A 23,506-nucleotide genomic window follows, 5' to 3' on the forward strand; every position below is an offset into this window, starting at 1 on the left:
CTCGGTTGGCGGTCAGTTGGCGGTGATGAGAGGTTGGACTCCCTGGCCGGTGGTGGCCTGGGTGAGGCGGAGTGAGGAGCCTTCGGTCAGCACGATGTGAGCGTGGTGCAGGAGGCGATCGACAGCGGCGGTGGCCAGTGTCTTGGGCATGATCGAATCGAATCCTGAGGGATGAAGGTTCGAGGTCACGATGACCGAACGGCGTTCGTAGGCGGCGTCGATGACGCGGTAGAAGGCTTCGGCGGCGGCCTGGCCGCAGGGCAGCATGCCAATGTCATCCACGACGATCAGATCACATCGGGTGATCTTCGCGACGGCCTTGGAGACGGTGTTGTCGACGACGGCCCGGCCGAGGTGGGCGGTGAGGGATTCGAGGGTGAACCAGGCGACTTTCATCCCTTCGTCGATGGCCTTGTTGGCGAGTGCTTCGGCCAGGTGGCTTTTGCCCGTGCCGCTGGGGCCGGCGGCCGCCAAGTTCTCCGCCCGGCCGATCCACTCCAGCGTCATCAACGCGTGCTGGGTTGGGACGGGGATGGAGGAGATGTCCTCCTTCCACGACTCGAAGGTCTTGCCCGAGGGGAGTTGAGCCTGCTTGCGGTGGTTGCGTCTGGTGGCCGCGTCGCGGCCCTTGATCTCTTCCTCCAGCAGGATGCGGACCACTTCAGCGGGGTCCCACCGTTGTGATCTCGCGGTCGCGAGGACTTCGGGGGCGGCCCTGCGGAGGTAGGGAAAACGCATGCGCCGAAGGACGGACTCCAGCTCGGGCGGGATCGGCGGGGCCGTCGGCGGCGGGGGAAGCGGTGTCGGGGGCGTCTGGGTGACGACCTCGACGGGATCCATCACGGGGGCTGTCATGTCAACTTCCTTTCCATGGTGCCGGGTTGGGAGGGTCCCCGTTCCCGGGCCGCAAAGCGGCCCGGGAACGGAAGATCAGGCGGGTTTGACGCGGCCGAAGTCGGCCCAGGCGGAGGTGCCGGGTTGGACGGAGTGGGCCTCATCGGCGACGACCAGGTCGGCGGGGCGGGAACCGTGGCGGCGGTGTTGGACGATGGACATGAGGTCCTCTTCGGCGAACCGTCCGGCGGTCGCCGCGAGCCCGAGGGCGATGTCGACCTCGCCGACACCGACCAGAGCGGCCAGTTCGACGGCGGCGGCCATCTTGACCCGCATCCTGCTGGTGCCGGCCGCGGCGGCTTCGATCAGCCACGACTTGGCCCCCGGGCCGAGGTCGAGGAATGCTTTCTCCGCGTCCGTGCTGGGCTTGGGTTTGGGCTGGCGGGGACCACCGTCCATGTCCTGGGGGTGGTTGGGGTAGTGGGTCAGGTCGATCACCGGCCGTCCGGGCAGGGAGAGTTGGTGCCGGGCGACTTCCACCAAGCCGGCGGGGCCGTGCATCCACTCGGGCCGGTGGGCAAGGCGGGACAGGTCGACGACGATGACCAACTCGTCGCCGTCGGCACGAACCCAGGCTTCGGAACCGACCAGGCCCGGCGGGGTCGAGTAGCGGACCGATCCGAAGCGGACCGTCTGGTCCTTGAGGACCTGCCTCGACTCGCCCAACGCGAGGGTGTGGGGGGCCTCGGGCAACGGATGAAGCCGCTTCTTTTCGATGTCGAGCATGGCCGCCGGCGTCTTGCCGGTCTCGCGGTGGATGCGCTGGTTGACCTGCTGGCAGAACACCGCGCAGGCCCCGCGGAGTTCGGTGAAACTGTCGTACTCGCCCAGCAGATTGGCATCAGTGGGCACCAGGTCGGCCTTCGCGATGCGGACCGTGGCCTCCGAACCGCCCTTGGATTCCGGATCGAAGGGGACGCATGTGTGCACTTGCACGCCGTAGTGGCGGCCCGTGCCCACCACCTGAGGGTGGCGGACGGCGACACCGGCGACGCGGTCGATGGTGACGGTCTTCTCGTTGTCGGTCAGCGCATAGGTCGGGACCCCACCGAACTGCCGCAGCATGGAGTCGATGCACGAGATCAGCGTGCCCAGCGACCGGTCCCAGGCCGGGACCACCACCCGGTAACGGGACCACGCCAACCACGCGCAGAACAACAGCGTTTGGCGGGGCTCGCCACCGCCTGGGCCAGGCACTTTCGGTCCCCAACCCCAGTCGAATTGGCACCAGAGCGCAGGTTCAGCGATCCATGGGCGATACGTTCTGCGGTGGCCGGCCTTCCACCGTTCCTTCGCCTTCGCCACCGCCCGGCGGGTCGTGCGCTCATCACCGGTGAAACCCAGTAGTTGCAGGCGTTCGTGGAGCTTGTCGGCACGGACCTTGCCCTGCGAACGTTCGACCCACTCCTCGATCTTCGGCATGAACGGGTCGATCAGCTTCGGGCGGACGATCGGTCCGTCGACGGGCATCCCCCTGTCCCTCATCCGTGCGTACCGGCGCACGGTCTTGGGATCAACCCCCGCCAGCTGAGCCGCCGAGTACACGCACTCGGTGGCATCCAACGCCTCGAAGATCTCCATCACTTCCCTGGCATTCTTCTTCACGATCCCTCCGGGAGGAGTCGCTCATATGTGATCGGGCAATCACGAGCAAACCCCCGGAGGGATTCATCTGTTCGGAATGGATGTTCGGACTGCCTCGAATAGCCCAATCACCAGGGAGATGAGCTGTCCGCCAGCCAAGACCCGGAATGACCGTCTACCTGGATCTTGCGCTGTCCGCTGTCAATCCGCGACGACGTTCACCAGGCGTCTATCACACTCGGCTGTGCCGTCATCTGCTGGCGGCGGCTGAGGACCACGCTCTGATTCCAGGCCAAAGTAAGGTGGCATCCCGTGTCGCGAACTCGCGCCGAGCGCAAGGAGGCGGAATGCTCGCTAGCTCGTCGGCGCTGGCGGCCGGAAGGCGTCATTCGGTCGGACGGCGCTGGGATGGAACCGTTCTCGCCGTGGGCAATACCGCAGCCGCTGAATGTCGTGTCGAGGGCTGGGAAGACGTCGTCGCGGTGGCAGCTGGCAACGTCCATGCCGCGACGAACACGGGCAGGTCTCATACGGTGGGACTCCGGTCGGACGGCACGGTGCTGGCAACGGGGTGGAATGGCGATGGGCAATGTGATCTCGCCGGATGGCGAGGCGTCACGGCCGTGGCCGCAGGCTGGCGCCGCACACTCGGGCTACTCGCCAATGGCCGCGTGCTGGCAGTTGGCCGGAGTTCAGAAGGGCAATGCGACGTGCAGTCCTGGCGCGAGATGATCGCCCTCTCGTGTGGTGACTGGCACTCGGTCGGCATCCGGTCGGACGGTTCTGCACTGGCCGCGGGGAACAACCGACGAGGGCAGTGTGCCGTTGAAGGGTGGCATGACCTGGCCGCCATTTCGGCCGGGTATCTCCATACCGTCGGCCTCAGAGCTGACGGGCGGGCAGTAGCGACCGGAGACCAGGCAACCGGGGCGTGTGAGGTCGACGAGTGGGAAGACGTGGTGGCGCTCGGCGCAGGCAGCTACCACACCGTCGGGGTCACTGCGTCCGGACGGGTCCTCGCAGCGGGAGACAACAGCTACGGACAGTGCGAAGTCGGCGGCTGGCGCGACATTGTCGCCGTGGCGGCCGGTTCTACGCACACTCTCGGCCTGCGTGCCAACGGCACGGTCGTGACCGTAGGGAACAATGCCGACGGACAGCGCGAAGTCGATGACTGGTCCGGAGTCCACCTTCCATAAGCCTTCGGGCCGCACCAGCCCGAACTGACATGCCGTCACCCCCAAGCCCAGAGACCTCATTCTGATTCCAGTCCTTAGAGCGTGGAGCCGCCGGTGGTGTCGATGCGCTGGCCGGTGATCCAGCGGGAGTCGTCGGAGGCGAGGAAGGCGGCGACGTCGGCGATGTCGGAGGGCCGACCGACACGGTTGAAAACCGAATAGGCCGCCAGTGCCGCCCGCCCCTCGGGCGTCGCGCACCGTGCTTCGGTCACATGGGTCTCGATCCAGCCAGGGGCGATGGTGTTCACCGTGATCCCGCGCCCGCCGAGTTCCTTGGCAAGGGTGAGCGTGAGGGTGTCCAAGCCGCCTTTGGAGACGCCGTAGGCGACGGATGATGGGTGCGCCGTACGCGTCACCGCCGACGAGACGTTGATGATGCGTCCGCCGTCCCGCATCCGGCGCAGGCCATGCTGAATGATGAAGAACGGCGCCTTGATGTTGATCGCGACGGTCTGGTCGAACTCCTCCTCCGTAGCCTCGTGTATGCGGCCGGAGAACCTGGTTGCTGCGTTGTTCACGAGTATGTCGAGACCTGGCTCGGCACCGTGCGCGGCGAGTTCGGCGTCGAAGGCAGCCAAAAGAGCCTGAGCATCACCGGGCACTCCCAGTTCCGCCTTGATGGCGAACGCCCGTCCGCCGGCCTCCTCGATGCTGGCGAGCGTTTCCTTCGCCGCGGCGTCGTTGCGGTGGTAGTGGACGGCGACCAGCGCACCGTCGTGTGCGAGGCGCTGGGCGATGCCTCGGCCGATGCCTCGGCTGGCTCCCGTCACCAGCGCGGTCTTTCCGTTGAGGTCACTCATAATGCGCGTCGACTTTCCAGTGCGTGCGGCGGGCGAACTGCCGCCGGTCGATCCGGTGCTGAGGAAGGATCACGGCGCGCAGGCTCGAGCCATGTGTCCTGAAGGAGGAGGTGTGCGGTGATCGCGGGGTGTCAGCCGCGTCCATCTGGCGCTGTGAAGGTGGACACGAACACTGTCTCGCCATCTTGAACGCCGGTGACCTGCACCGTGGTGGTGCCGGGCAGCGGCACGCGGCGGGCCTCAAGGACGCAGGGGGTGCCATGCTCGGCGTAGCGGTGGAACTCGGTGCCGAGGGTGTGCGGGACGAAGCGGTCGGGTGCAGTCAGGGCGTACGCGGCCTGCAGCGCAGCATCAACCAGCACCATGCCCGGGACGTGATCGCTCGTCGGCTTCACGACCGCGGCATGGCCGGGGGCTATGCGCAGTAGCCAACGGTTGGGTCCCCCTGCGGGCGAGAGCAGGACCTCGTGCTCGGTGTCGCTGCCCGTCAGCTGGGGTGGAATGGGGATGGGGAGAAGTCCGGGGGTGTGCCGGGCGGTCAGCCGCTCGCCACGGATCCGACGGTAGGCAGCGGGGGACGCGACGGTGACGTGGGAGTGCCCGGTCGCGACAATCCCGCCCGGTGTATGCGCGGTCATGCCGAAGCGGCCGCTGGCCAACATGCCGGCCCGCATTCGGAGGTTGCCGCATACGACGTCGATCCTCAGCAGTGTCGGACCGGTGTCGGTGTCGAGCCGCTCGGGATGCATGGTGAAAGCGAGATCTTCGAGTATGAAGTGGTGGCCCACCGGGACGCCCAGTTCGGCATGCGAGAGCAGCAGCCCGGCCTGACGGATGGTCTCGGCGGTGAGGATGAGCGGGCGGGGGGTGAAGTACCCATGGTCGTGCGGCCACCGGGCGCTGACCGAGAAGTGGCGATCATCCACCCGTTGCCAGGAGGTGATCAAAATGTCGTCGACGCTGAGACGGTGCACGAATTCGCGCGCAACACGAGCGCCGGAGTGGGGCTCCTGGGCAGCTGGCCGGCACAACCGATGTGGGGACGTGGACGTAACCGCGCCTCTGACGTGCATCGTGTCGCTCATGACCGCCCCCAGGCGTCTGTATCTGTAACGGAGTGAGTGTCTAGCGCCGATAACTTACCTACCGTCCGGTTTTATATCCAATGCCGGGCTAGCCTGAGTTCGACAGTTGCCAGGCATGCTTCGATGTGGCGTTCACCTGGGGCGGCATGAGCGAGGAGCATGCCTAGAGGGCTCGCCGCGCCCTGCCTGGGGCGCGGAAATCGCGAGGCAAGCACAAGTGATGATCATCACATATCTGCATGAGAGGGTACATTCTGCCGTTGACGGCGATGCGAACAGGGTCCTCTGCGGCGGATGGAGGCGGCGAGCCGCGGGCGGGTGCGCGAGCAGGCATCAAGCCCCCGCGGACTAGCGACGCCAGCAGTGCGCGCTAGCGTTGACTACCGGAATCAGTACTTCCGGAAAGAGGAAATATGCTGATCAGGTGGTGACTTGACCATTGGTACGCGATTGCGGAACTTGACGATTTTGAGAGACAGGAGGCGTTCCGTGGCACAACAGGACCGCGCGATCCGGACCCGGCGAGTGATCTTGGAAGCAGCGGCGGCGATCTTCGACGACCGGGGATACGACCGTGCCACCATCGCCGAAGTCCTTGAGCGCGCCGGCGTGACGAAGGGCGCCCTGTATTTCCACTTCGCCTCCAAGGAACAGCTCGCACTCGCGGTCCTGGACGAGCACGTGCTGGACATCATCGTGGAACCACAGCCGGTCAAACTGCAGGAGTTCGTCGACGCGGGACAGATACTGGCGCACCGGCTGCGTAGCGACCCCATCCAGCGGGGAGCAGCCCGACTGCTCGTCGAACAAGGATCCAAGCATCTTCATCGCAAGCAGTCGATGCTCACGTGGACCCAGTTCGTCGAGGCCCTGCTCAACGAGGCACGCGACCGCGGTGAAGTCCTGGAAAGCGTCGACGTACGCGCTACCGCGGAACTGTTCGTCGGCGCGTTCGCCGGGGTGCAGATCCTGTCGCACGCGCTGACCGACCGCGCCGATCTCTGCCACCGACTGACCGTGTTCTTCGAACACACCCTCCCCAGCATCGCACCGCCCGCCATACTCGCCAGGCTCAAACTCGACCCGGAGCGCGGGGAAAAGCTGGACGCAGCACTCCAGGAAAAAACTCTGCTGCAGGTCTAACTCGTGTATCGAATGTGCCGGTCACAGCCACACGTCGATGGCCGCGACCAGCACGGTCGGCTCGTAGCGGGCCGCGAACTTGTCGTACCGGATGAGTACGCCACGAGGCCCTATGGAGTCGAGTGAGGTGAGAGACCTCCACCGCCGGGTTGTCGCAGCAACCCGGTTGCAGCAGGAGGCAGTTCGCGTCGGGGAATGCCGAGGCTGGCGGTAAGTGCGATGAGGGCCCGCAGTCCCGCTCATTCGTGCAGTTCAGGTAAGTGGTGACGAGCCGCGCCGCCGAGCAGGAGCACCGTCCGCCTGGCCGTCGCAGAGCAACTCCACGCTCTCCATGGGGCCGCCCATGAACAGAACACCCCCACTCGCGTGGGGAAGACGTCCTCAACTGGGGCGTCACCGCCCAGCCGAACAGGCGCGCACAGGCCGCCCGCACCAGCAGCACCCGCCGCACTGCACCTACCGCGCGCACCACGCCCACGCCACAGCCGCACCCGCGGCGATGGGCGAACAGCTCGCGGATCGCCGCCGACGTCGATGACGAACACGGCCTGCTTCTTCAGCTCGACCTGGCCGAGGACAGCACGGTCACGAGCTCGGCCAGATCTCCGGTGCAGACGATCACTTCTTCGTCTTCGGCCGGTGGGTCGAAGCGGGGCGGTGCACTTCCTCGTCCACGGACAGCCGGATGTAGCCGTGGTCTGCCAGGGCCTTGGCGACGGTGGTCTTCCCGGAGCCGGTCAGGCCGACCAGAAGAACGGCGAGGGGCACGTGGTCATCCCTTCCGTGACGTATCCGCGAGCCTGGGCACTGTCTCTAATCCTGGCCGGTGTGCGCGTACGGCCGCCAGATGGTGAAGATGCTGCGGGCCTTGGCGAGCCAGCTGGAGGGCATCCGGTCCAGGCTGACCCGGCGGAAGGCGAACCGCGGATCGCTGGTGTTGATCACGCCGCGGTGCTGGCCTATGTGGGCGAGCAGGCGGCTGGCTCCGTCTCTGACGGCCGGGGTCTGTTCCTGCCAGGTGCCGGAGGCGAAGTGCCGGACCCGCCGTCGGAGGCCGTCCAGGATGCCCGAGCGCCACTTGAAGTGGTGAACCGCGCAGATGCGGTCGGCGTCCGGCCGGTGACTGGGTGCCCGGTGGTTGCCGGAGGCCACGGTGACATCGTGGCGGGCGAGGACGATCTTTCGGAGGGCGCCGTGCAGGAGCCGTTGGGTGAGGTGGCCACCGAGAGGATAGGCCAGGTCGAGTCCGTCTTCGGGGTCCCAACCGGCCAGATGTCCGCCCGCGGCCGCGCGGTCGAGCATTCGAAGTGCAGCTCGCCTTCCCCGCCGACCTCGACCCGGCGGTGTGGGGCACCGAGACCTCCATGACCGCCGAAGCCACCCCGCTACGCACTCCACCTGTCCGCAGCGACGACGGCGGCCTACGGCAATTCGCGTGGATCACGACCCCACCCGCCCTGCACGCTCGGTACCGTCTGGAATGGCGGTTCCGGGCGCAGCCCGAACCCGACACGGGCCAAGGGGAGTTCAGGTGATCGACGTGCGGCCCAGTCAGCAGATGCGAGACCTCGGGGTCGTCCAGCGCGGCGCCGGCATCCTCGCCGAAACGGCCCGCGCCTTCGACCTGCCAACCGAACGCGACGTTGCCGAACACGTCGTGGACGAGTTGTTCGCCGCAATGGAGCGAATCGGTCAAGTCCACCCTTTCGCCAAGGGGATGGGTATCGCCGCCCTACAGAGCTTCTTCAGCGGTGCTGCTCCAGAGTGAGGATGGCCTTGGTCATTGACGTGAGTCGGTTGGGGCTGCAGCGGGCTCGACGGAAGATGCGCCAGGACTTGAGTCGGGCGAAGGCTCGCTCAACAGGGCTGCGGAGACGGGAATGCGCTCGGTTGACGTTCTTCTGTTGCACTGTCAACTCGCGGCCGCTGTGCCGTTTGAACGGTGTGCATACGGTTCCGCCGGCTCCTACGTATGCCGTGTCCGCCAAGGTCGGGATCTTCAATCGCTGACACACTGTCATGATGTGGTGGGTCCGCGCCGCGGTGATGTCCACTGTTCGGCCGGGCAGTGCGGGCGAGTACCAGAGCACCTCGCCGGTTGGATCGGTGACGGCTTGGGTGTTCACTCCGTGACGTCTGGCCTTGCCGGAGTAGTCTGCTCGGCTATCTCCGACGCGGTCGCATTCGGCGATGGTGCCGTCCACCAGGACGTACTCGGGCTTGGCTTTGCGAAGCGCTCGGGTCAGGGACGGAGCCTTGGTGGCGAGGAGCTCCGTCACACTGTGTACGTAGGAGTGGGCGGTGGCTTCGCTGATCTGGAAGCCTGCGGCGATCTTGGCGAGAGTGGTGTGCTCGCGCAGGTAGACCAGCGCCACCAGGGCCCGTCCCGACGGACGAAGCTTGCAGTGGCGGTCACCCTCCTGGGTGACGATGAGCATGGTGACCCACTCCACGAGTGCGTGCAGTAGGTCCAGTACGCAAGGATAGGTAACCAACGAGGCCCTCTGACTGACGAGTTGAGACGTGAGACATCTCGCTCAACAGTCCGAGGGCCTCGCCTGTTACGGGTTTCGCTTCGTCACCCGATCAGTGGCCGGGCTGAAGAAGCTCAGTCAGAAAGACAACAGGACACAGAGGGGATGATCACCGCGTTTCCACAAGTCTGCGGTGTGACGCTTGCGGTGTCCGTGCCCATGCCCCGGCTTCGGGCGTTCACGAGATGCCGGACTGCGACTGGTGACCGCTTCCTCCCCAGCACCCCGAGAGCGGGGATCGGGCACCGGCACGACGAAGGCAGGCCGCTGTCCAGCCTCAACAACGCCCTCATCGCACAACGACCGGCCGCGCGACTGTCCGGCGACCGCACGGCGACCAGGAAGTCAGCGTGCGTCGTCATGCTGATGGGCAGGTCTCCATTGACCGTGGAAAGGCAAGGGTTCACCATGCTGAATGTTCGGAGGATCGGTACACCGCGTTGAAGACTCTCTGCCTCGGCATCCGCAGCATCGAGGGCCGACACGTCGACGGCCACGGAACCAAAGTCCCCGCCGGGCGCGTCCGCGGCAGCGGGACCCTCGGCTGGACCCGCACCATGAACCAGTTCAAGATCCGGTTAGGCGACCGGCTCCCACTCTCTGACCAACATCAACAGACGGTAACCCAAGGCAGGAACCGGGACCATCAGGCACAACACCGATCACACACAGGCGAGTTGACATCACCTCAACATCGTCCAGTGTTTCTCCGACCGCAACAACCCTGATGCCTCCCACTCCCAGGCCCCGTCACGCACGTGGCCGACCGGCAGCTTCCCCTCCACGCGACACAACGGCGCCGGAGGGGCTGAGTTGTCGTTCAGGGGAAAGGTGCCCGCAGGCGGCCGGAAGGCCCGACGAACAACGAGCGATCCAGGTATGGAACTGAGGGGCGACTGTGGGGCATGTCTCTGCGACAACATGCGACCGTCACGGACACGCCGTCGTCGTGGGCGGAGGAATCAGCGGTCTGATCGCCGCCCGGGTCCTGGCCGGCCACTTCGAGCGGGTGACCGTCCTGGAACAGGACACCGTCACGGCAGACACCGGCTACCGTACGGGCGTGCCACAGGCGCGCCATACACATGCGTTGCTGGCCCGGGGCGCTCACATCCTGGAACAGCTCTTCCCTGGCCTTCGTGAAGAACTGGCCGCGCAGGGCGCGTCCGTCTTCGACCTGGGCGCATCGGCTCGTGTCCTGTTCCCCTCCGGCTGGGCCCCCCGGACGCACATCGGCGTTCTTGTCCAGAACGCCACCCGACCCGCGCTGGAGGGCTGTCTGCGGCGAAGAGTTCTGGCGCTCGAACCGGTGTCGATCCGATCAGGATGGCGGGTTCAGGATCTTTGCTGGGATGCAACTCACCGCCGCGTCACGGGGGTTGTGGCCGCTTCGACGGGCGAGGTCCTGCAGCACCCGGCCGCCCTGGGGCCGCGACAGGCCGCGGGGGCCGGGCTCCAGCCGATCGCAGCGGACCTGGTCGTGCACGCCGCGGGCCGCAACTCCCGCCTGGCGGAGTGGCTGCATCAAGCCGGGTACCCCGCACCGGCCTCCCGTACCATCCGGTCCAGCACGACCTACGCGTCCCGGCTGTTCAAGGCCCCACCCGGCACCATGAACGGCTACCACATTCTGGGCGGGACCCCCCATGCCCCGGACGTGCGCCGAGCGGGCGGCGTGCAGGCCGTGGAAGGCGGGGCGGTCATTGTCACGCTGCTCGGTGCCGGGGGCGAGGTCCCACCCGGGGACGAACCGGGCTTCCTCGCCTACGCCCGCTCGCTGCCCCATCCTGACATCGCCGAAATCATCACCACCAGTACTCCTGTCGGACCCATCTACCGTGCCCTGCGGCTGGACAACCGCTGGGTCCTGTACCACCGCATGCCGTGCTGGCCGGAGCGCCTGCTGGTCCTCGGAGACGCGGTCTGCTCCTTCAATCCGGTGTACGGCCAGGGCATGACGATGGCGGCTCTCGAGGCCCAGCTGCTCGGCCGGATGCTGGGGCGGGCGGACTACGTCCGCGACCTGAGCGGGATCGCTCCGCGGTTCCAGCGTCGTCTTGCCCGCGCCCTTGCCGTCCCCTGGGCCGTGGCAACCAGCACCGACCTCGGCTGGGCCCCGGGAAGGTCCTCGCCCACGGCCCGCCTCACCCGCTGGTACGGGGACCATCTCATCGCCCTCATTCCCCACAGCCCCCGCATCTACCAGAGCGTGTATCAGGTGGCGCAGATGGTCAGATCCCCCGTGGCGCTTCTGCACCCCGCCGTCCTGGGCAGCGTCACACGACGCGCTATCCAGCCTCATCACCGGCGCAAACCGTGAGGACAGGGCCGGTGCTCAGTCGCCGGCGCGGGCAGGACCAAGCCGGCCGGGACGCGACGGCGCAGGTCGCGCCCAAGCAGCTGCGGGACACCATCGCGCTGATCGCGTGGTTGGTGCCCAAGCGGTCGCGCCCCCAAGGGGGTGACGGCGGCGACGACTAAAGGCCCGCCGGACCGATCCGGCTGAGGTTCTTCTCAGTGGACGGTTCGTGAGTTGATGTCCGTTCGAAGTGATGCTTGGGGCAGCCGGTCCGCCCCTGGTAGAGGATCGCGTTCACGATCTCCCGCATGTCGTAGGCGCCCTGATGACCGCTGACCGAGCGATGCCGGTCCTTCCACGCGGCGATCACCGGCTCGATCAACGACCACTGCTCGGCCGATAAGTCGCTGGGATACGGCTTCCGTTCGCTCACCTCGCCAACCTCAGCAGACCCCACGGCGTGAACCCGCGGATTCCACCCCGCCCCGCCCCACACCATCAGGCGACCACAGAACGACTCAAAGTCTCGCGAACCGCCCACTTACAGACAGGCCACAACGCTGGCTGCTCCACCGGCTGTTCGGTGATCGGTACGTGGGCGGTCGGGGGTCCAGTGGCTGGTCACGTTGGTTTGGCGAGGTGATGAGTCCGTGTTCGGATCGTTGGGTCTGGGGCGAGGTTCGTCTTCGGTTTCGCGTGAGTGGTGCGCCGGCGGACGTAGGCTCCGATGGTGGCGTTCTGCCCGTCGTGGCTACGGTGGTCGGTGCCGCTCAGCGCGAAGTAGCGCAGGGCCGTGGACGCGGCCTCGATCCAGGTCAGCCAGGAGCCGTAGGGCGGCAGGAAGACCAACTCGATGCCGTTCGGGGGCAGGTGGGCTGCGGCAACCTCAAGGTTTCGCGAACGGAGGCCCCAGAGGGCTGTGGGACGTGCGAGGAGGTGACCTCAAGCGGGCAGTTCCGTGTCGATGACGAAGCTGATTTCGATGACCTGGCCGGGCAAGGTCAGTTCGGTGATGCCCACGACCGTGCTGGCCGGGCGGTGGTCGCCGAAGTACCCCAGGTTGCCCTCCGCCGTCGCCGCGGCATTCTGCCGCAGGTTCACCATGTACAGGGTCTGTGAGACGACCTGGTTCCGGGCGGCGCCGTAGTGTTCCAGGACCTTGTCCATGTTGGCGTGGGTCTGCTTGAGCTGGGCGGCGAAGTCGCCCGCGTGCAGGATCTCGCCTGCCGCATCGAACGAGAGCTGTCCGGAGACGTGAACCAGCTCGCCGGACTTGATCGCCTGTGAGTAGCCGAAGTCGCTTTCAGCCGGCACGTCGTAGCTGAAGACATCAATGGTGGCCACGGTGTTCGCCCTTCCGGTCCGCTCTCTTGTAGTTACTCGGAAACGGTAGGAGAGTGACCGCCGACCTGGAAGAACGCACTTTTCGGTGGCTGGGGAACCTGATGGTGACCAAGCAACTGCTCAAAGGTCTGCCCGAGGACGCTGACCTGCGGCGCGCGGACTCCCTGGCGCGGGAGATCTTCTCGGACGTCGCCGACAAGTGGGCGCTCCTGATCATCGAGGCGCTCGGCGAGCGCACCCTGCGCTTCAGCGAGCTGCGGAACGAGGTCGAGGGCATCAGCCACAAGATGCTCACCCAGAACCTGCGCATGCTGGAGCGCAATGGCCTGGTCGACTGCCAGGTGCACCCCACCGTGCCGCCGCGTGTCGAGTACACCCTCACCGCGCCGGGCCGGGACCTGCGCACCGCGGTCGACGCCATATGCGGCTGGACCCACCAGCACCTGGGTCACATCGAGAGTGCACACGGCCGTTTCGACGCCTGACGGGCACGCAGCGACACCCTCGCGCGTTGCGCGATTCCTTGACCGATCTCCCGCAACCCGCAGCACGCCGAGGACTTCACCCGGCGGGCCTTCGAGGAACTGGGGGTCGCCGCCCGCGTGGCGCCCCAGGTCCGAGGCGCGCTCAGCGGGCGTGAGGTGGTGATCGTTGCGACCAACAGCACCGAGCCGGTGCTGGATGCCGAGTGGATCGGCGCGGGCACACACGTGACGACGTTGGGCCCCAAGACGCTGGCTCATCACGAAGTACCCCGCGTGCTGGCGGATCAGGCGCACCTTGTCCTCACGGATTCCCGTTCCCAGGCGGCCAGTTGCCCCGAGCCACACCTCGTTGATCCTGATCGGATGGTGGAGCTCGGCGCGCTCCTCGCCGGTACGGCGCTCCCATCCGGACCAGCTCAAACCAGGCATCGCTCTTTTGCTCAGTTGGCCTCGCAAGGACGGAGGTTGCCGTCGCCTCGGCACTCTGCGACGCCATCCCTCAGCGAGGGCCACACCCATTGACGATTGGGGCCACGGCCGTGACGTGCAAACGGCCGCCTCGGCGGCGCGGGCGACGTCCGGCCGACACTGATACTGCCCGTCGCCGAGGCGCGGTACGAACTGGGCGTGACGCGCAACTTCCCACTGCTACACCATCAGAGAACTTGGAGACGCCGAGATCCAAGCGGTCCCAGACCCTACTTGGGTTGATCGACAAGATGAGTACCCGTACCGATGTCCCCCGGCACCGTAATGATCAAGATGGTTCCGTGACCACACACGAACCCGATCCCCAGGCCCCTCAACACCCCGCCCGTGACCGCCAGTCAGCAGAGAAGGCGATGAAGACCATTCTGCTCGTCGCGGCCGTGGCGGGAGGCATCCTCTTTCTCTACATGGCCCTCATGATCGGCGCCTACGTCGCCTCCAGTTGACCCGGGGCCACCCGGTGGGCCCGGAACAGCCGCCCCTGCACACCCCGCGATCAGCCGGACAGCTACGCGCGGGAACACCAACAAGGGCGAGCACACCGACACGCACCGGCCGGGCCCGCCAAACCCCTTCAGCAGCCCGGGCTTTCCGCGGAGTCCTGCCTCGCGCACGGGCAGACGGATCGGCGGAGCTCTCATCGTGGAGACAGTCATCGTCACCGCGTCGGCGTGCCCCACGTCCGATGGTGGCAAGCAGGACCCCGGGCCCGCCGACTGTTCGGAGCGGGCCGCCGGAGCTGGAAATCCGGGCACCTGGATCGCATGGCCGCATAGGTGGGGTAGGGGTCCTGGAGGAAGCCGGGGTCCTGCATCGGGTCAGTCATGTTTCAGGCTCCAAAGTGATGGTTGGGCCAGTGCGGATCCTCCCATCGTGCGGGACCGGTGACTCCGATCAGCCGTATGCGGTGAAGCAGATCCTCCGGCACATCCGGGGCGTGGAGGCGCGTAGGGGCGTGACGGACCAGCCATGCTGCGAGTTCGGTGCGCAGCGTGTCTGCGTTCTCCCATGCGTCCCAGGGGAGTTGGTCTCGCAGCAGGTCGTACTCCCAGTGAGCGGCCGCCGCGGCGGGGTGTCGATCGGCGACCGGGTGGTCGAGGGCCTCACCAAGGCCACGTCAGCGCAGCCGTTCAGTCGCCTGTTCCAGGCCCTTCCTGATCAGCCGCCCGTACTCGTCATCGCCAAGCGCGCCGATCGTTTCCCGCGCGCGCTGGAGGTGTTCACGAGCCCGATCGAGATCGCCCAGCTTGCGATGACACTCACTCAAGTTCAGGTGCAGCGACGGGTATAGCCCTGCCACCGGAACCGGCACCCCGGCTTGCGCGACTCGCGCATCGGTGACCAGGCCGGCGGCCGCCAGCGCTCGCTGGTCCCAGATCAGCTCCTCGTGCGCGTCGTCCTGCACATCGGCCATCGCGTGCGCCAGCACGCAGCGCTGCAGAGGATCCCCCTGCTCGCCGCCGATCTCGTCCCAGATCTCTGCGAACTGGCGGCGAGCGGCCTCCCGCTCGCCGCTGTGGCTGAGCTGCACAGCCTGGCCAATCCGGGTGATCAGCGGATCCATCATCAATCGAGATTCCTTCCCTGCGTCATCTCGCGAGAGCGACCGTACCGCCGCGCCTGCGACCGAACTTCGGCGGCACCCACGCGAATAGCCTCCCGGCTGATCTCCCAACGGGACAGCACCGCCTGCTGCCCGGCGAGACATCCGGCCAACTCGAAACACCCCCACGCGCGTGGGGAACACCGAGGACCAGTTGCACGGCGCCGGACCGGCGCCCAGGCCGGCCTGTATCGCCGGCGCAGCCGCCTGGGCGACAGTGATGTTGAGCAGTTGCGCGAAGGTGGCGCTGAGCACCATCGGCAGCGCGAGGCGTCCGCCGCTCACGGCAGCAGAGCCGCGGCGAGCTCACGGGGTCGGGCGGCGAACGGGCTGTGGCTGCCCGGGAGGGTGCGCACGGTGAACGGGTTGCCGGGCATGGCCCGGTCGGCTTCCGCGATCATCAGATCCTGCACGGCCGTCGGCAGCGCCCGATCGTCCGCGCAGCGCAGGAAGGTCCGCGGGACGCGCCCCCACCGTTGTGGAGTCACGATGACCGGGGTGGCGGGCATCGCCAGCGGCAGATCGGGGCTCAGTGCCGAGCGCCAGCGGTCGAAGCGGTCCGCGGGGGTGTCGTGGTAGTGGGTCTGCCGCAGTTCCTCGACGTAGGCGGGGTCCTGTGAGAGCGGGTTGATCCGCACGGCGCCCAGTTCCCCGGGGTCGCCGAGGTTGAGGCTCTGGCCCCGTGCCGTGGCGTTCTCGGGTGAGCCGAGGTAGTCGAAGAACCGGGGCCGTCCGGCGGGCACGAAGGCGGAGACGTAGACGATCTCGTTGACGAGTTCGGGTGCGCGCTCGGTAGCCAGTGACGCGGGGCCGCCGCCCGCGCTGTGTGCGACGAGCACGACACGACGGTGGTGGCGGGCCTGGCGCAGCGTGTCCAGCACGGCCTCGGCGCTGTCGTCCATCGTCACGGTGGCGAGCGCGGACTTCTCGGTCAACAGGCCCGGCTGGCCCGGCTGGAGGTATCCGGTGGGCAGTGGCGCGTCGAAGCCGTGCCCCGGCAGGTCGATGGCCATGCTCGCGGCACCGAGTGCGGCGAGTGCGCGCTGCGTCGCCGCCCACTGCCCGGAGCCGTGCCAGGCCCCGTGCACGAAGACGAAGACGGTGTCTGTGAGGGAAAAACCAGTCATGACCGCATTCCATGCAACCCGGCCCCGATTATCCAGCGAAAGATCTGACAAGCTGGCCGACGATACATGTGAGATATGGCTGGGAGGCTGACATGGAGGCGCGGCACCTGCGGTACGCACTGACCCTCGCCGAGCACGCACACTTCGGCCGGGCGGCCGGTGCGCTGGGCATCGCGCAGCCTCCGCTGTCCAAGCAGATCGCCGACCTGGAACGGGAGGTGGGCACCCGCTTGTTCGATCGCACTCGCCAGGGGGTGTTTCCGACGGCCGCGGGCACGGCCTTCCTCTCCCGGGCGCGCAGGGCGCTCGACGAGATCGCGGCGGCCGCGGTCGACGCGGCCAGGGCAGCACGCGGCGAGACGGGACGGCTGCGCCTGGGTTTCATCGCCTCGGCGCTGCTCGAACCCCTGCCGGACGTCCTCGGCCGGTTCGGCCGCGAACGTCCCGAAGTGCGGCTGGAACTGCACGAGATGGCGACCAGGCGCAGCACGGCCGCGCTCGTCGCCGGCGAACTGGACGTGGCGATCGGCCTCGGCCGGCCAGGGGGCGTCGGGGCCGAGCAGCTGGTATCGGTCCCGATCGGACACGACCACCTGGTCGCGGTCGTGAGCAGCACGCACCCGTACGCGGGTCAGTCGTCGGTGGACGTGGACCGGCTGCGGCGACAGCCGCTGATCATTGCGCAGGAGGAGGACGAGCCCGCCGTCGTCACCGGGCTGCGGACCCTCCTGGGCAAGGACTCCCCGGCGCTCTCCGGCGCGACCGTCGCGAGGGACATCCACACCATCATCGGCCTCGCCGCCTGCGGGGTGGGCGTCGGTCTGGGCCCCTCTCGCATGCTGACGGCCCCACGGCGGGGCACGTGGTTCTGCGAGGTGACCCCGCGCACGCCGCTGCCCGATCTGGTCCTGTCCTTCAGCGCCCGGGACCGTTCCCCGGCACTGAACGCCTTCCTCGACGTCATCCGCAAGAACTGCCCCGAGGTCGGTGCCGCGCTCGACCACCGGCTCGGCCCACTCGGACCACAAGAAGAAGGCGGCCGCGACTCGGCCCCTACCTGACTTCGCCTCGCCGGACGAGTGGGAGAAGTTCACCCCGTTCCTGTGCTTCGGCACCGAGCTCCGCCGCACCGTTGGCACGACTCGTGCTGCCACGCGCGACGTTCCCCGCCACAGGGTGGGCATCCGGCCGGCCTGCTGATCGGCCACCGCCGTTTCGGCTGGGCACCCCGCGCGGCAGCCGCGCGCTGGGGCCGCTCTGGCATGCGGTTCCGGTACTCCGTTGAACTCAACCGGCACCAAAGAAGACAGTCACCCTGCGTACGCGAACCACACGAAGTGATCCAGGAGCAAGGTCCGACCGTCGTCGAGAGCGCGGTCAGCGAGACCCATGCGCACGGCGCGATGGGACGCCGGCAACCTCTTCGTTGGGAGTATGTCCGGTCGGGCCAGGGCCTGTTGGGCGGTGCGGCGGTCACAGCCAGCCGTTGGCCTCCGCGAGGCGGGCCGCCTCGGCGCGGGTGCGGGCCCGGGTCTTGCCGATCGCCGACGACAGGTGGTTGCGTACGGTGCCCTGGGACAGCCGGAGCGCCCTGGCGATGTCGGCCACGGTGCCGCCCTCGGCGGCGGCGCGCGGCACGTCCGCCTCGCGGCCGGTCAGTGGGCTCACGTCGCCGGACGGTGCTTCCGCTTCCCGATGTACGGCGCGTTGGCGGCCAACATCCGGCCGTGCGCCTTCTGGGTACTGCCCCGCACAACACGCCGTCCCGTAAGCCGGTTGCCGGACCGTCAAGCAGTGCTCATGGCCGAGGACCAGTCAAGGCCGAAGCCGGGGGCGAGGCGAAGAGCTCGGAGTCGTCAGTGACGAGGCGAAGTGCCGGGCGGGCGGGGGTGGATCGCTGGCCGCTGCTCGCGGGGCAGGTCCGCGAGGGCCAGTTCCCAGCTCCTGGTCGTCGTCGGCGTCCTCGAACTCCGTCTGCTCCGGGGCCGCGGCGGTGGCCGGACGGAGGACGCAAACGGGTCGCGGACCTTGACGCCGAACTGCGGCCCGCATTACCGGCGTTGGTCTCGTCGGACGGGCCCGTGATCCGATGCCGTCGTCGAAAGTCCTTTGCCGCCGCCCGAAGGCAACGCCTACGATCGATCATGCGCACGATCGGCACCACAGCGCGATCGGCACCGATGTCTGAGGAACGATGAGTACGTCGCACGAATCCGTCTGCCGCCTGCTGAGTGGTGAACCGCTCCGGAAGTCGCTGGACACGGCGGATCCCCAGGCATGGATGGATTTTGATCTAGCGGTGCGGTCACTGCCGTATGTGCAACGGGAGGCACTGCGCTCACTGACCGGGCTGCGCGATCACGCTCGTGGGACGCTCAGCGAGTCGCAACTGGCCGTCGCCCTGTGCCATCCCGACGGCCGGGTCCGCGAGGCCGCTCTGGAGTGGGCTCCGGCCGTCCCGGCGCTTCTGCCCCTGGTGGTCATCCGGTCCACGGACTGGGTGGCCCCGGTGCGTGAGGAGGCACGAGAGCTGCTGGCGGATCTGCTACCCGGCGTGGCACGCCAGGCGGTGGTGCCGTTCACCGCTCTCGTGTTGCGCATGGCCCGTCGTCAGCACGGCGACTTCACGCAGGCGCTGTTGAAGCAGAGCTTCGTGGAAGGGCCACCCGAGGCCATCACCGCGCTGCTCACCGGCGGCGACCGCGCCGCGCGTCGGTTCGGCCATCGCATCGCCGTCGAAAGGCAGTTGCTCTCCCCCCTCCAGTTGGCCCGGATCGCCGCGTCCGATGACGATGTGGTCGTCCAGAACCTGTGTGCCGAGGCCGCGTTGGCGGCGGTGCGGGAGGGCGCACACGACGAGGTGCTGGAACCCCTGCTCGGATCGCGGCAGCCGCAGGTCCGCGCCGCAGGCGTGACCGCGCTGCGACGGACGGGGCGCTTCGCACAGGCAGAGCCCTTCCTTCCCGACCGCTCGGGCGTCGTACGGGCCTGCGCACGCTGGGTCTTGAGGCAGAACGGCATCGATCCGCTGCCGCTCTACCGCGCCCTGTGCGCGGATCCGACCGACGACAACCTCCCGCCCGGTGCGGCGTTGGGTTTGGCCGAGTGCGGCACCCGCGCGGACGCGGAGCTGTTGTGGCCGCTGATCGGCCACCCCGTCGCCGCGGTGCGTACCCGTGCCGTCGCGGGCCTGCGGGTCCTGGGCCTGGCTGATGCGGCGCGGCTACGTCCGCTGGTCGACGACCCCGCGCCGGCCGTGGCCCGCGAGGTGACGGGCGCCCTGATTCCGGACGCCGACCGGCTGCCCGTGCATTGGCTGGAGTCGAGACTGGCCCCGGAGCGGCCCGCACACACCCGTAGCGCGGCTTTTCGACTCCTGTGCGCCCAGGGCGGAGCGGTCGAACTACGGGCCGCACTACTGCTGTTGACCGACCCGAACGTGAAGCTGCGTTTCCGCGCTGAACAAGCTGTACGTCGTTGGACGCCGTCGCCGACCACCGTGCTCGGCGACCGGGAACTGGCCGCACTCATCGACCGCCATGCACCCGCGCTCGGCCACCAGGCAGCACTGCTCCTGCGCCGAGAACTGGGCATCCCCAGCTGACGCCACCACGACGTCACTGCGTCCCGGAGCAGGTGCCCTGGACGGTCACCCAGATGTTGTTGTCGGGGGTGGTGCCACTGGCCACCACCGTGGAGTAACAGCCGTGCGGGAGCTTGCTGTCCGCGTTCGCCCGGGCACCGCCCAGCGAGCTGCTGACCCCGGTGACGTAGACGTAGTAGGTGGCCGAGTCCGCCGTCACCACTCCCCGGCCTGGCGCGGCGGTGGCGGCCGACGCCTGGGCGGCCAGCGCCACCCCGGCCAGCAGGGTCGCCGCGACCGCGGCGAGCGTGGTTCTCGCGAGCTTTCCGTTCACGGAATCCTCCCGGTCAATACCCCTACGGCGCACGGTAGTTACGCCGCGCGCAGGGAATCTCAAGGCCAATTTCACGCGACACAGCAGTCGTTGCGCCATGTGCAGCCACATGTCGTAACTGCCGTCCTAGAGCGGGTGGAAGCCCAGCCCGCCCCTGACTGTACGTACGTACAGTCAGGGGTTAGGGTGCGGGCAAGGCGGCGGCAGACCCCAGAGAAAGGTTCCGCGACATGATGTCCGACCTGATCGATGTGCACGCGCATTTCACCCCGCCCACCACTCCCGAAGAACGGGACGCGCGATGGCATGCCATGCGAGCGGAGCAGTTCCTTGCACCGGCTCCCCACCACTGGACGGTCGAGGCGACGCTGGACTACATGGACCGCGCCGGCGTCGCGATGCAGTTGCTGAGCAACGTCCCCAAGACCCTCGACGCCCTCCGCGCGTCCAACGACTACGGCGCCTCCCTCGTGTCGCAACATCCCTCAAGGTTCGGCCTGCTCGCCGCTCTGCCCACCGACGACCCGGCCGCCGCGCTCACCGAAATCGAGCGCGCCGGCGGCGACTTGCGGGCGGACGGGTTCGCGGTGACGTGCGCGTACAACGGAATCTCCCTCGGCGACGTGAGCCTGGAGCCGGTGTGGGCCGAACTCGACCGCCGCGGCGCGACGGTGTTCGTCCACCCGGACGCTTACGCTCCCGCGTCCATGGGTCGCCCCAGCCCGCTGCTGGAGGTCGCCTTCGAGACCGCCCGCACCCTCGTCGACATGCTGTACGCAGGCGTCTTCCGCAGATTCCCGAACATGCGGGTGATCGTCGCGCACTGCGGCGGCGCGCTTCCCGCCCTGGCGGGGCGCCTGCATCTGCTGGGCACGCAAGCCTGGGTACCAAACCCCGCCGAACTCGACCAGGGCGAGATCCGGGACCAACTCGCCCGGCTGTACCTGGACACCGCCGCCACCGGCACCGCGCACACCCTCGCACCGGCCCTGGCCATGACCACCCCCGACCACCTCGTCTACGGCTCGGACAGCGGCGTGCCGTGCAGCACGGAGACGACGCTGGAAGCCAACCGGCATGCCCTGGCGGACTTCACCGGACTGCCCCGCGAACAACTCGAAGCCATCGGCCACAACGCCCTGTGTCTGTTTCCGAAGGCTGCGGCCCGGCTCGGTCGGCAGGTCGCGGCAGCCTGACGGCGCGTGCGTCAAGGGAGGCTCGATCCGCACCCAAGAGGGGGAAGAAACCATGCACATGACGGATGCTCAGGGGATCGTGCGGGTGGCGACCGGACTGCTCCACGGAACCCCGGAGGAGGGCGTCGTCGTCTACCGCGGCGTGCCCTTCGCCCAACCGCCGGTCGGACCGCTGCGGTTCCGCTCACCACTGCCGCCGGAGCGGTGGTCGGGCCTCAGGGACGCGAGCCGCCCGGGCCCGGCCTCGTACCAGTTCAACTCCGCCAACCAGGGCGACGTCGAGCGCATCGTCCGGGACATCGACCCCGGCGTGCCCGGCATCATGGCCTGGCCCGGCTACACGAACGCGACCTACCGCCACAACCACGCGGCGGAGGACTGCCTCTACCTCGACATCTGGGTACCGGAGTCGGCGCCACGCGGCGGCCTGCCCGTCTACGTCTACTACCACGGCGGCGCGAACGCGGTCAGCTCCGGTTCGTTCGCGCTGGAGCGGGGCGCGAACCTGGCCCGCGAGGCCAACATGATCGTGATCCGGCCGAACTACCGTATGGGCGCCCTCGGTTGGGTCCACTTCGGACTGCTGGGCGGTGACCTGCCGGAGGCGGTGAACCTCGGCGTGCAGGACCAGTTGGCAGCGCTGAAGTGGGTGCACGAGAACGTCGCGGCGTTCGGCGGCGACCCGGAGAACATCACGATCGGCGGGGAGTCCGCCGGAGCCACCGCGGTCTCGCACCTGCTGACCAACCCGAGCGCGCACCCCTACTTCCGGCGCGCGGTGTTGCAGTCGTTGTCCCCGTTCAACCTCTGGTGCACGCAGCAGCGGCCGGAGGCCGTCACCGTCGCGCGGATGTACCTGGACCTCCTCGGCCTCGACGACCCGGCGCGACTCCAGGACATCGACCCGAACCGGCTGTTGGCCGTGCAGAGCGTGCTGACCCGCTACTTCCCCCCGGACCGCCATCTCGCCTGGCGCCCGCTGGGTGCGGTCGTCGACGGGAGCTGGGTCCCGCAGGCCCCGGCGCTGCACTTGTCGGAGAACACCGTCGCCAAGCCCGGCCTCGAAGTGGCCATCGGATTCGCCAAGGACGAGTGGCAGTTCTTCCGCGGACACTCGGAGACGGTCAGCCGCGGGTCCCGGCGGGACGTGCTGGGCGTCCTGGAACAGGTCTTCGGTGCGGACGGTGCCGAGGAGGTCTACCGGCGATTCCACGAACTCCAACCGGACCATGCGCCCGGCCTGTTGCTGTCGGACGTCATGTCCTTCGAGTTCTTCAAGCTGTCGTCGCTGGCGATCGCGCGGAACCTCGGCGCGCAGCGGATTCCCGTGCACCTCTTCCAGTTCTCCTACGACCTGCCCGGGCTCGACGGCCGGCTCCGCGCCGTGCACACCGGGGACATCCCGTTCCTGTTCCGCAACCACTCCGAACGCGACCTCGCCTGGTGGCCGGCGTTCGACGGGGCGGACCGGGCGGAGGTACGAGAGGTCAGCGCGCGGATGGGCGAGCTGTACGCGTCCTTCATCCGCAGCGGCCGTCCGGGAGCCGGCTGGCCGCGCTTCGACGCGGCGGACGGGAACGTCCTGTGGTTCGGCCGATCCGTCGAGCCGTGGCCCGGCCTGCTGAAGCGGGAGTGGGACATCTTCCAGGAACGCGGCTTCGGCACCGTGCGGTCGGTGGAGAACGCACTCGTCGACAACGTACGGGCCGCGCTGGCGAACAGGTCGACCGCCTAGCCGGCGGACGGAGCATCCGCTCCCCGTATCGCA

General features: G+C 68.1%; 25 protein-coding genes and 2 pseudogenes. 14 read left to right on the top strand and 13 right to left on the bottom strand.

Going from position 1 to position 23,506, the window contains the following annotated elements; all coding sequences use genetic code 11:
* Positions 1-12: 12 nt before the first annotated feature.
* Both istB and istA read right to left on the bottom strand, forming a co-directional pair.
* On the bottom strand, positions 13-855 hold the full coding sequence (gene istB, locus PV796_RS02505; RefSeq protein WP_274911130.1) for an IS21-like element helper ATPase IstB: 843 nt from the start codon (positions 853-855) through the stop codon (positions 13-15).
* Between the two features lie 75 nt (positions 856-930).
* The gene (gene istA, locus PV796_RS02510; RefSeq protein WP_274919657.1) at positions 931-2,475 is read right to left on the bottom strand and encodes an IS21 family transposase; all 1,545 of its coding nucleotides are present in this window, start codon (positions 2,473-2,475) and stop codon (positions 931-933) included.
* 350 nt (positions 2,476-2,825) lie between these two features.
* On the opposite strand from istA, the gene PV796_RS02515 reads away from it, so the two are divergent.
* Complete coding sequence (locus PV796_RS02515) at positions 2,826-3,677, top strand: RCC1 domain-containing protein (RefSeq protein ID WP_274911132.1); 852 nt, start codon at positions 2,826-2,828, stop codon at positions 3,675-3,677.
* Positions 3,678-3,751: 74 nt separating this feature from the next.
* Here the strand turns inward: PV796_RS02515 and PV796_RS02520 are convergent, their stop codons facing one another.
* Positions 3,752-4,516, bottom strand: a complete 765-nt coding sequence (locus PV796_RS02520) for an SDR family oxidoreductase (RefSeq protein WP_274911133.1) — start codon at positions 4,514-4,516, stop codon at positions 3,752-3,754.
* A gap of 131 nt (positions 4,517-4,647) precedes the next feature.
* Positions 4,648-5,601, bottom strand: coding sequence for a ScbA/BarX family gamma-butyrolactone biosynthesis protein (locus PV796_RS02525; protein WP_274911135.1), 954 nt, complete (start codon positions 5,599-5,601; stop codon positions 4,648-4,650).
* Positions 5,602-6,090: 489 nt separating this feature from the next.
* On the opposite strand from PV796_RS02525, the gene PV796_RS02530 reads away from it, so the two are divergent.
* Positions 6,091-6,744: a ScbR family autoregulator-binding transcription factor gene (locus PV796_RS02530; RefSeq protein WP_274911136.1), complete on the top strand. Its 654-nt coding sequence runs from the start codon at positions 6,091-6,093 to the stop codon at positions 6,742-6,744.
* 618 nt (positions 6,745-7,362) lie between these two features.
* On the opposite strand, the gene PV796_RS02535 is transcribed toward PV796_RS02530, so the two are convergent.
* Entirely contained in the window at positions 7,363-7,512 is a 150-nt protein-coding gene (locus tag PV796_RS02535) for an AAA family ATPase (RefSeq protein ID WP_274911137.1), read from the bottom strand.
* Between the two features lie 45 nt (positions 7,513-7,557).
* Positions 7,558-8,046: a hypothetical protein gene (locus PV796_RS02540; RefSeq protein ID WP_274911138.1), complete on the bottom strand. Its 489-nt coding sequence runs from the start codon at positions 8,044-8,046 to the stop codon at positions 7,558-7,560.
* 5 nt (positions 8,047-8,051) lie between these two features.
* Here PV796_RS02540 and PV796_RS02545 point away from each other — a divergent pair, with 5 nt between their 5' ends.
* Together PV796_RS02545 and PV796_RS02550 are read left to right on the top strand one after the other, a co-directional pair.
* Positions 8,052-8,279, top strand: coding sequence for a hypothetical protein (locus PV796_RS02545; RefSeq protein WP_274911139.1), 228 nt, complete (start codon positions 8,052-8,054; stop codon positions 8,277-8,279).
* Positions 8,276-8,512 (top strand): hypothetical protein, encoded by a 237-nt coding sequence (locus tag PV796_RS02550; protein ID WP_274911140.1) that lies wholly within the window; start codon positions 8,276-8,278, stop codon positions 8,510-8,512. The genes PV796_RS02545 and PV796_RS02550 overlap by 4 nt, the downstream gene beginning before the upstream one ends.
* Here PV796_RS02550 and PV796_RS02555 read toward each other — a convergent pair.
* Positions 8,490-9,239: a transposase gene (locus PV796_RS02555; protein WP_274911141.1), complete on the bottom strand. Its 750-nt coding sequence runs from the start codon at positions 9,237-9,239 to the stop codon at positions 8,490-8,492. The genes PV796_RS02550 and PV796_RS02555 overlap by 23 nt on opposite strands.
* Positions 9,240-9,715: 476 nt before the next feature.
* Between PV796_RS02555 and PV796_RS42235 the strand changes: the two are divergent.
* The 3 genes and pseudogenes from PV796_RS42235 to PV796_RS02565 all read left to right on the top strand — a co-directional run.
* A pseudogene (locus tag PV796_RS42235) lies at positions 9,716-9,877 on the top strand (IS256 family transposase); the annotation flags it as partial.
* Positions 9,878-10,227: 350 nt separating this feature from the next.
* On the top strand, positions 10,228-11,598 hold the full coding sequence (locus tag PV796_RS02560; RefSeq protein ID WP_342456879.1) for an FAD-dependent oxidoreductase: 1,371 nt from the start codon (positions 10,228-10,230) through the stop codon (positions 11,596-11,598).
* A gap of 11 nt (positions 11,599-11,609) precedes the next feature.
* The gene (locus PV796_RS02565) at positions 11,610-11,759 is read left to right on the top strand and encodes a hypothetical protein (protein ID WP_274911144.1); all 150 of its coding nucleotides are present in this window, start codon (positions 11,610-11,612) and stop codon (positions 11,757-11,759) included.
* Positions 11,760-11,839: 80 nt separating this feature from the next.
* Here PV796_RS02565 and PV796_RS02570 read toward each other — a convergent pair.
* Positions 11,840-12,010, bottom strand: a pseudogene (locus PV796_RS02570) (transposase); the annotation flags it as partial.
* Positions 12,011-12,519: 509 nt separating this feature from the next.
* Positions 12,520-12,921: a RidA family protein gene (locus PV796_RS02575; RefSeq protein WP_274911145.1), complete on the bottom strand. Its 402-nt coding sequence runs from the start codon at positions 12,919-12,921 to the stop codon at positions 12,520-12,522.
* Between the two features lie 101 nt (positions 12,922-13,022).
* Here PV796_RS02575 and PV796_RS02580 point away from each other — a divergent pair, with 101 nt between their 5' ends.
* From PV796_RS02580 to PV796_RS02585, 3 genes are all read left to right on the top strand, one after another.
* Entirely contained in the window at positions 13,023-13,406 is a 384-nt protein-coding gene (locus tag PV796_RS02580) for a winged helix-turn-helix transcriptional regulator (protein ID WP_274918828.1), read from the top strand.
* A gap of 45 nt (positions 13,407-13,451) precedes the next feature.
* Positions 13,452-13,928, top strand: coding sequence for a hypothetical protein (locus PV796_RS42240; RefSeq protein WP_446750668.1), 477 nt, complete (start codon positions 13,452-13,454; stop codon positions 13,926-13,928).
* 248 nt (positions 13,929-14,176) lie between these two features.
* Complete coding sequence (locus tag PV796_RS02585; protein WP_274911147.1) at positions 14,177-14,341, top strand: hypothetical protein; 165 nt, start codon at positions 14,177-14,179, stop codon at positions 14,339-14,341.
* 671 nt (positions 14,342-15,012) lie between these two features.
* Here the strand turns inward: PV796_RS02585 and PV796_RS02590 are convergent.
* Together PV796_RS02590 and PV796_RS02595 are read right to left on the bottom strand one after the other, a co-directional pair.
* Positions 15,013-15,462: a hypothetical protein gene (locus PV796_RS02590; RefSeq protein ID WP_274911148.1), complete on the bottom strand. Its 450-nt coding sequence runs from the start codon at positions 15,460-15,462 to the stop codon at positions 15,013-15,015.
* Positions 15,463-15,779: 317 nt separating this feature from the next.
* Positions 15,780-16,625 (bottom strand): alpha/beta hydrolase, encoded by an 846-nt coding sequence (locus PV796_RS02595; RefSeq protein ID WP_274911150.1) that lies wholly within the window; start codon positions 16,623-16,625, stop codon positions 15,780-15,782.
* A gap of 92 nt (positions 16,626-16,717) precedes the next feature.
* Between PV796_RS02595 and PV796_RS02600 the strand changes: the two genes are divergently transcribed.
* The gene (locus PV796_RS02600) at positions 16,718-17,686 is read left to right on the top strand and encodes a LysR family transcriptional regulator (protein ID WP_274911151.1); all 969 of its coding nucleotides are present in this window, start codon (positions 16,718-16,720) and stop codon (positions 17,684-17,686) included.
* Positions 17,687-18,098: 412 nt separating this feature from the next.
* On the opposite strand, the gene PV796_RS02605 is transcribed toward PV796_RS02600, so the two are convergent.
* Positions 18,099-18,293, bottom strand: coding sequence for a LuxR C-terminal-related transcriptional regulator (locus tag PV796_RS02605; RefSeq protein WP_376561835.1), 195 nt, complete (start codon positions 18,291-18,293; stop codon positions 18,099-18,101).
* Between the two features lie 526 nt (positions 18,294-18,819).
* On the opposite strand from PV796_RS02605, the gene PV796_RS02610 reads away from it, so the two are divergent.
* On the top strand, positions 18,820-20,229 hold the full coding sequence (locus PV796_RS02610) for a hypothetical protein (protein ID WP_274911152.1): 1,410 nt from the start codon (positions 18,820-18,822) through the stop codon (positions 20,227-20,229).
* 13 nt (positions 20,230-20,242) lie between these two features.
* Here PV796_RS02610 and PV796_RS02615 read toward each other — a convergent pair whose 3' ends face one another.
* Positions 20,243-20,542, bottom strand: a complete 300-nt coding sequence (locus PV796_RS02615) for a hypothetical protein (RefSeq protein ID WP_274911153.1) — start codon at positions 20,540-20,542, stop codon at positions 20,243-20,245.
* 230 nt (positions 20,543-20,772) lie between these two features.
* On the opposite strand from PV796_RS02615, the gene PV796_RS02620 reads away from it, so the two are divergent.
* Entirely contained in the window at positions 20,773-21,738 is a 966-nt protein-coding gene (locus PV796_RS02620; RefSeq protein WP_274911154.1) for an amidohydrolase family protein, read from the top strand.
* A gap of 58 nt (positions 21,739-21,796) precedes the next feature.
* Complete coding sequence (locus PV796_RS02625) at positions 21,797-23,473, top strand: carboxylesterase/lipase family protein (protein WP_274911155.1); 1,677 nt, start codon at positions 21,797-21,799, stop codon at positions 23,471-23,473.
* Positions 23,474-23,506: the final 33 nt, after the last annotated feature.

It is taken from the genome of Streptomyces sp. WZ-12 (genome assembly GCF_028898845.1).
In the GTDB taxonomy this organism is placed as follows: domain Bacteria; phylum Actinomycetota; class Actinomycetes; order Streptomycetales; family Streptomycetaceae; genus Streptomyces.

Excerpts from the sequence above, each read along its gene's own strand:
- istB (WP_274911130.1), bottom strand. The coding sequence starts at position 855 with ATGACAGCCCCCGTGATGGATCCCGTCGAGGTCGTCACCCAGACGCCC.
- istA (WP_274919657.1), bottom strand. The coding sequence starts at position 2,475 with ATGGAGATCTTCGAGGCGTTGGATGCCACCGAGTGCGTGTACTCGGCG.
- PV796_RS02515 (WP_274911132.1), top strand. The coding sequence starts at position 2,826 with ATGCTCGCTAGCTCGTCGGCGCTGGCGGCCGGAAGGCGTCATTCGGTC.
- PV796_RS02520 (WP_274911133.1), bottom strand. The coding sequence starts at position 4,516 with ATGAGTGACCTCAACGGAAAGACCGCGCTGGTGACGGGAGCCAGCCGA.
- PV796_RS02525 (WP_274911135.1), bottom strand. The coding sequence starts at position 5,601 with ATGAGCGACACGATGCACGTCAGAGGCGCGGTTACGTCCACGTCCCCA.
- PV796_RS02540 (WP_274911138.1), bottom strand. The coding sequence starts at position 8,046 with ATGCTCGACCGCGCGGCCGCGGGCGGACATCTGGCCGGTTGGGACCCC.
- PV796_RS02580 (WP_274918828.1), top strand. The coding sequence starts at position 13,023 with ATGGTGACCAAGCAACTGCTCAAAGGTCTGCCCGAGGACGCTGACCTG.
- PV796_RS02590 (WP_274911148.1), bottom strand. The coding sequence starts at position 15,462 with ATGATGGATCCGCTGATCACCCGGATTGGCCAGGCTGTGCAGCTCAGC.
- PV796_RS02595 (WP_274911150.1), bottom strand. The coding sequence starts at position 16,625 with ATGACTGGTTTTTCCCTCACAGACACCGTCTTCGTCTTCGTGCACGGG.
- PV796_RS02600 (WP_274911151.1), top strand. The coding sequence starts at position 16,718 with ATGGAGGCGCGGCACCTGCGGTACGCACTGACCCTCGCCGAGCACGCA.
- PV796_RS02610 (WP_274911152.1), top strand. The coding sequence starts at position 18,820 with ATGAGTACGTCGCACGAATCCGTCTGCCGCCTGCTGAGTGGTGAACCG.
- PV796_RS02620 (WP_274911154.1), top strand. The coding sequence starts at position 20,773 with ATGATGTCCGACCTGATCGATGTGCACGCGCATTTCACCCCGCCCACC.
- PV796_RS02625 (WP_274911155.1), top strand. The coding sequence starts at position 21,797 with ATGACGGATGCTCAGGGGATCGTGCGGGTGGCGACCGGACTGCTCCAC.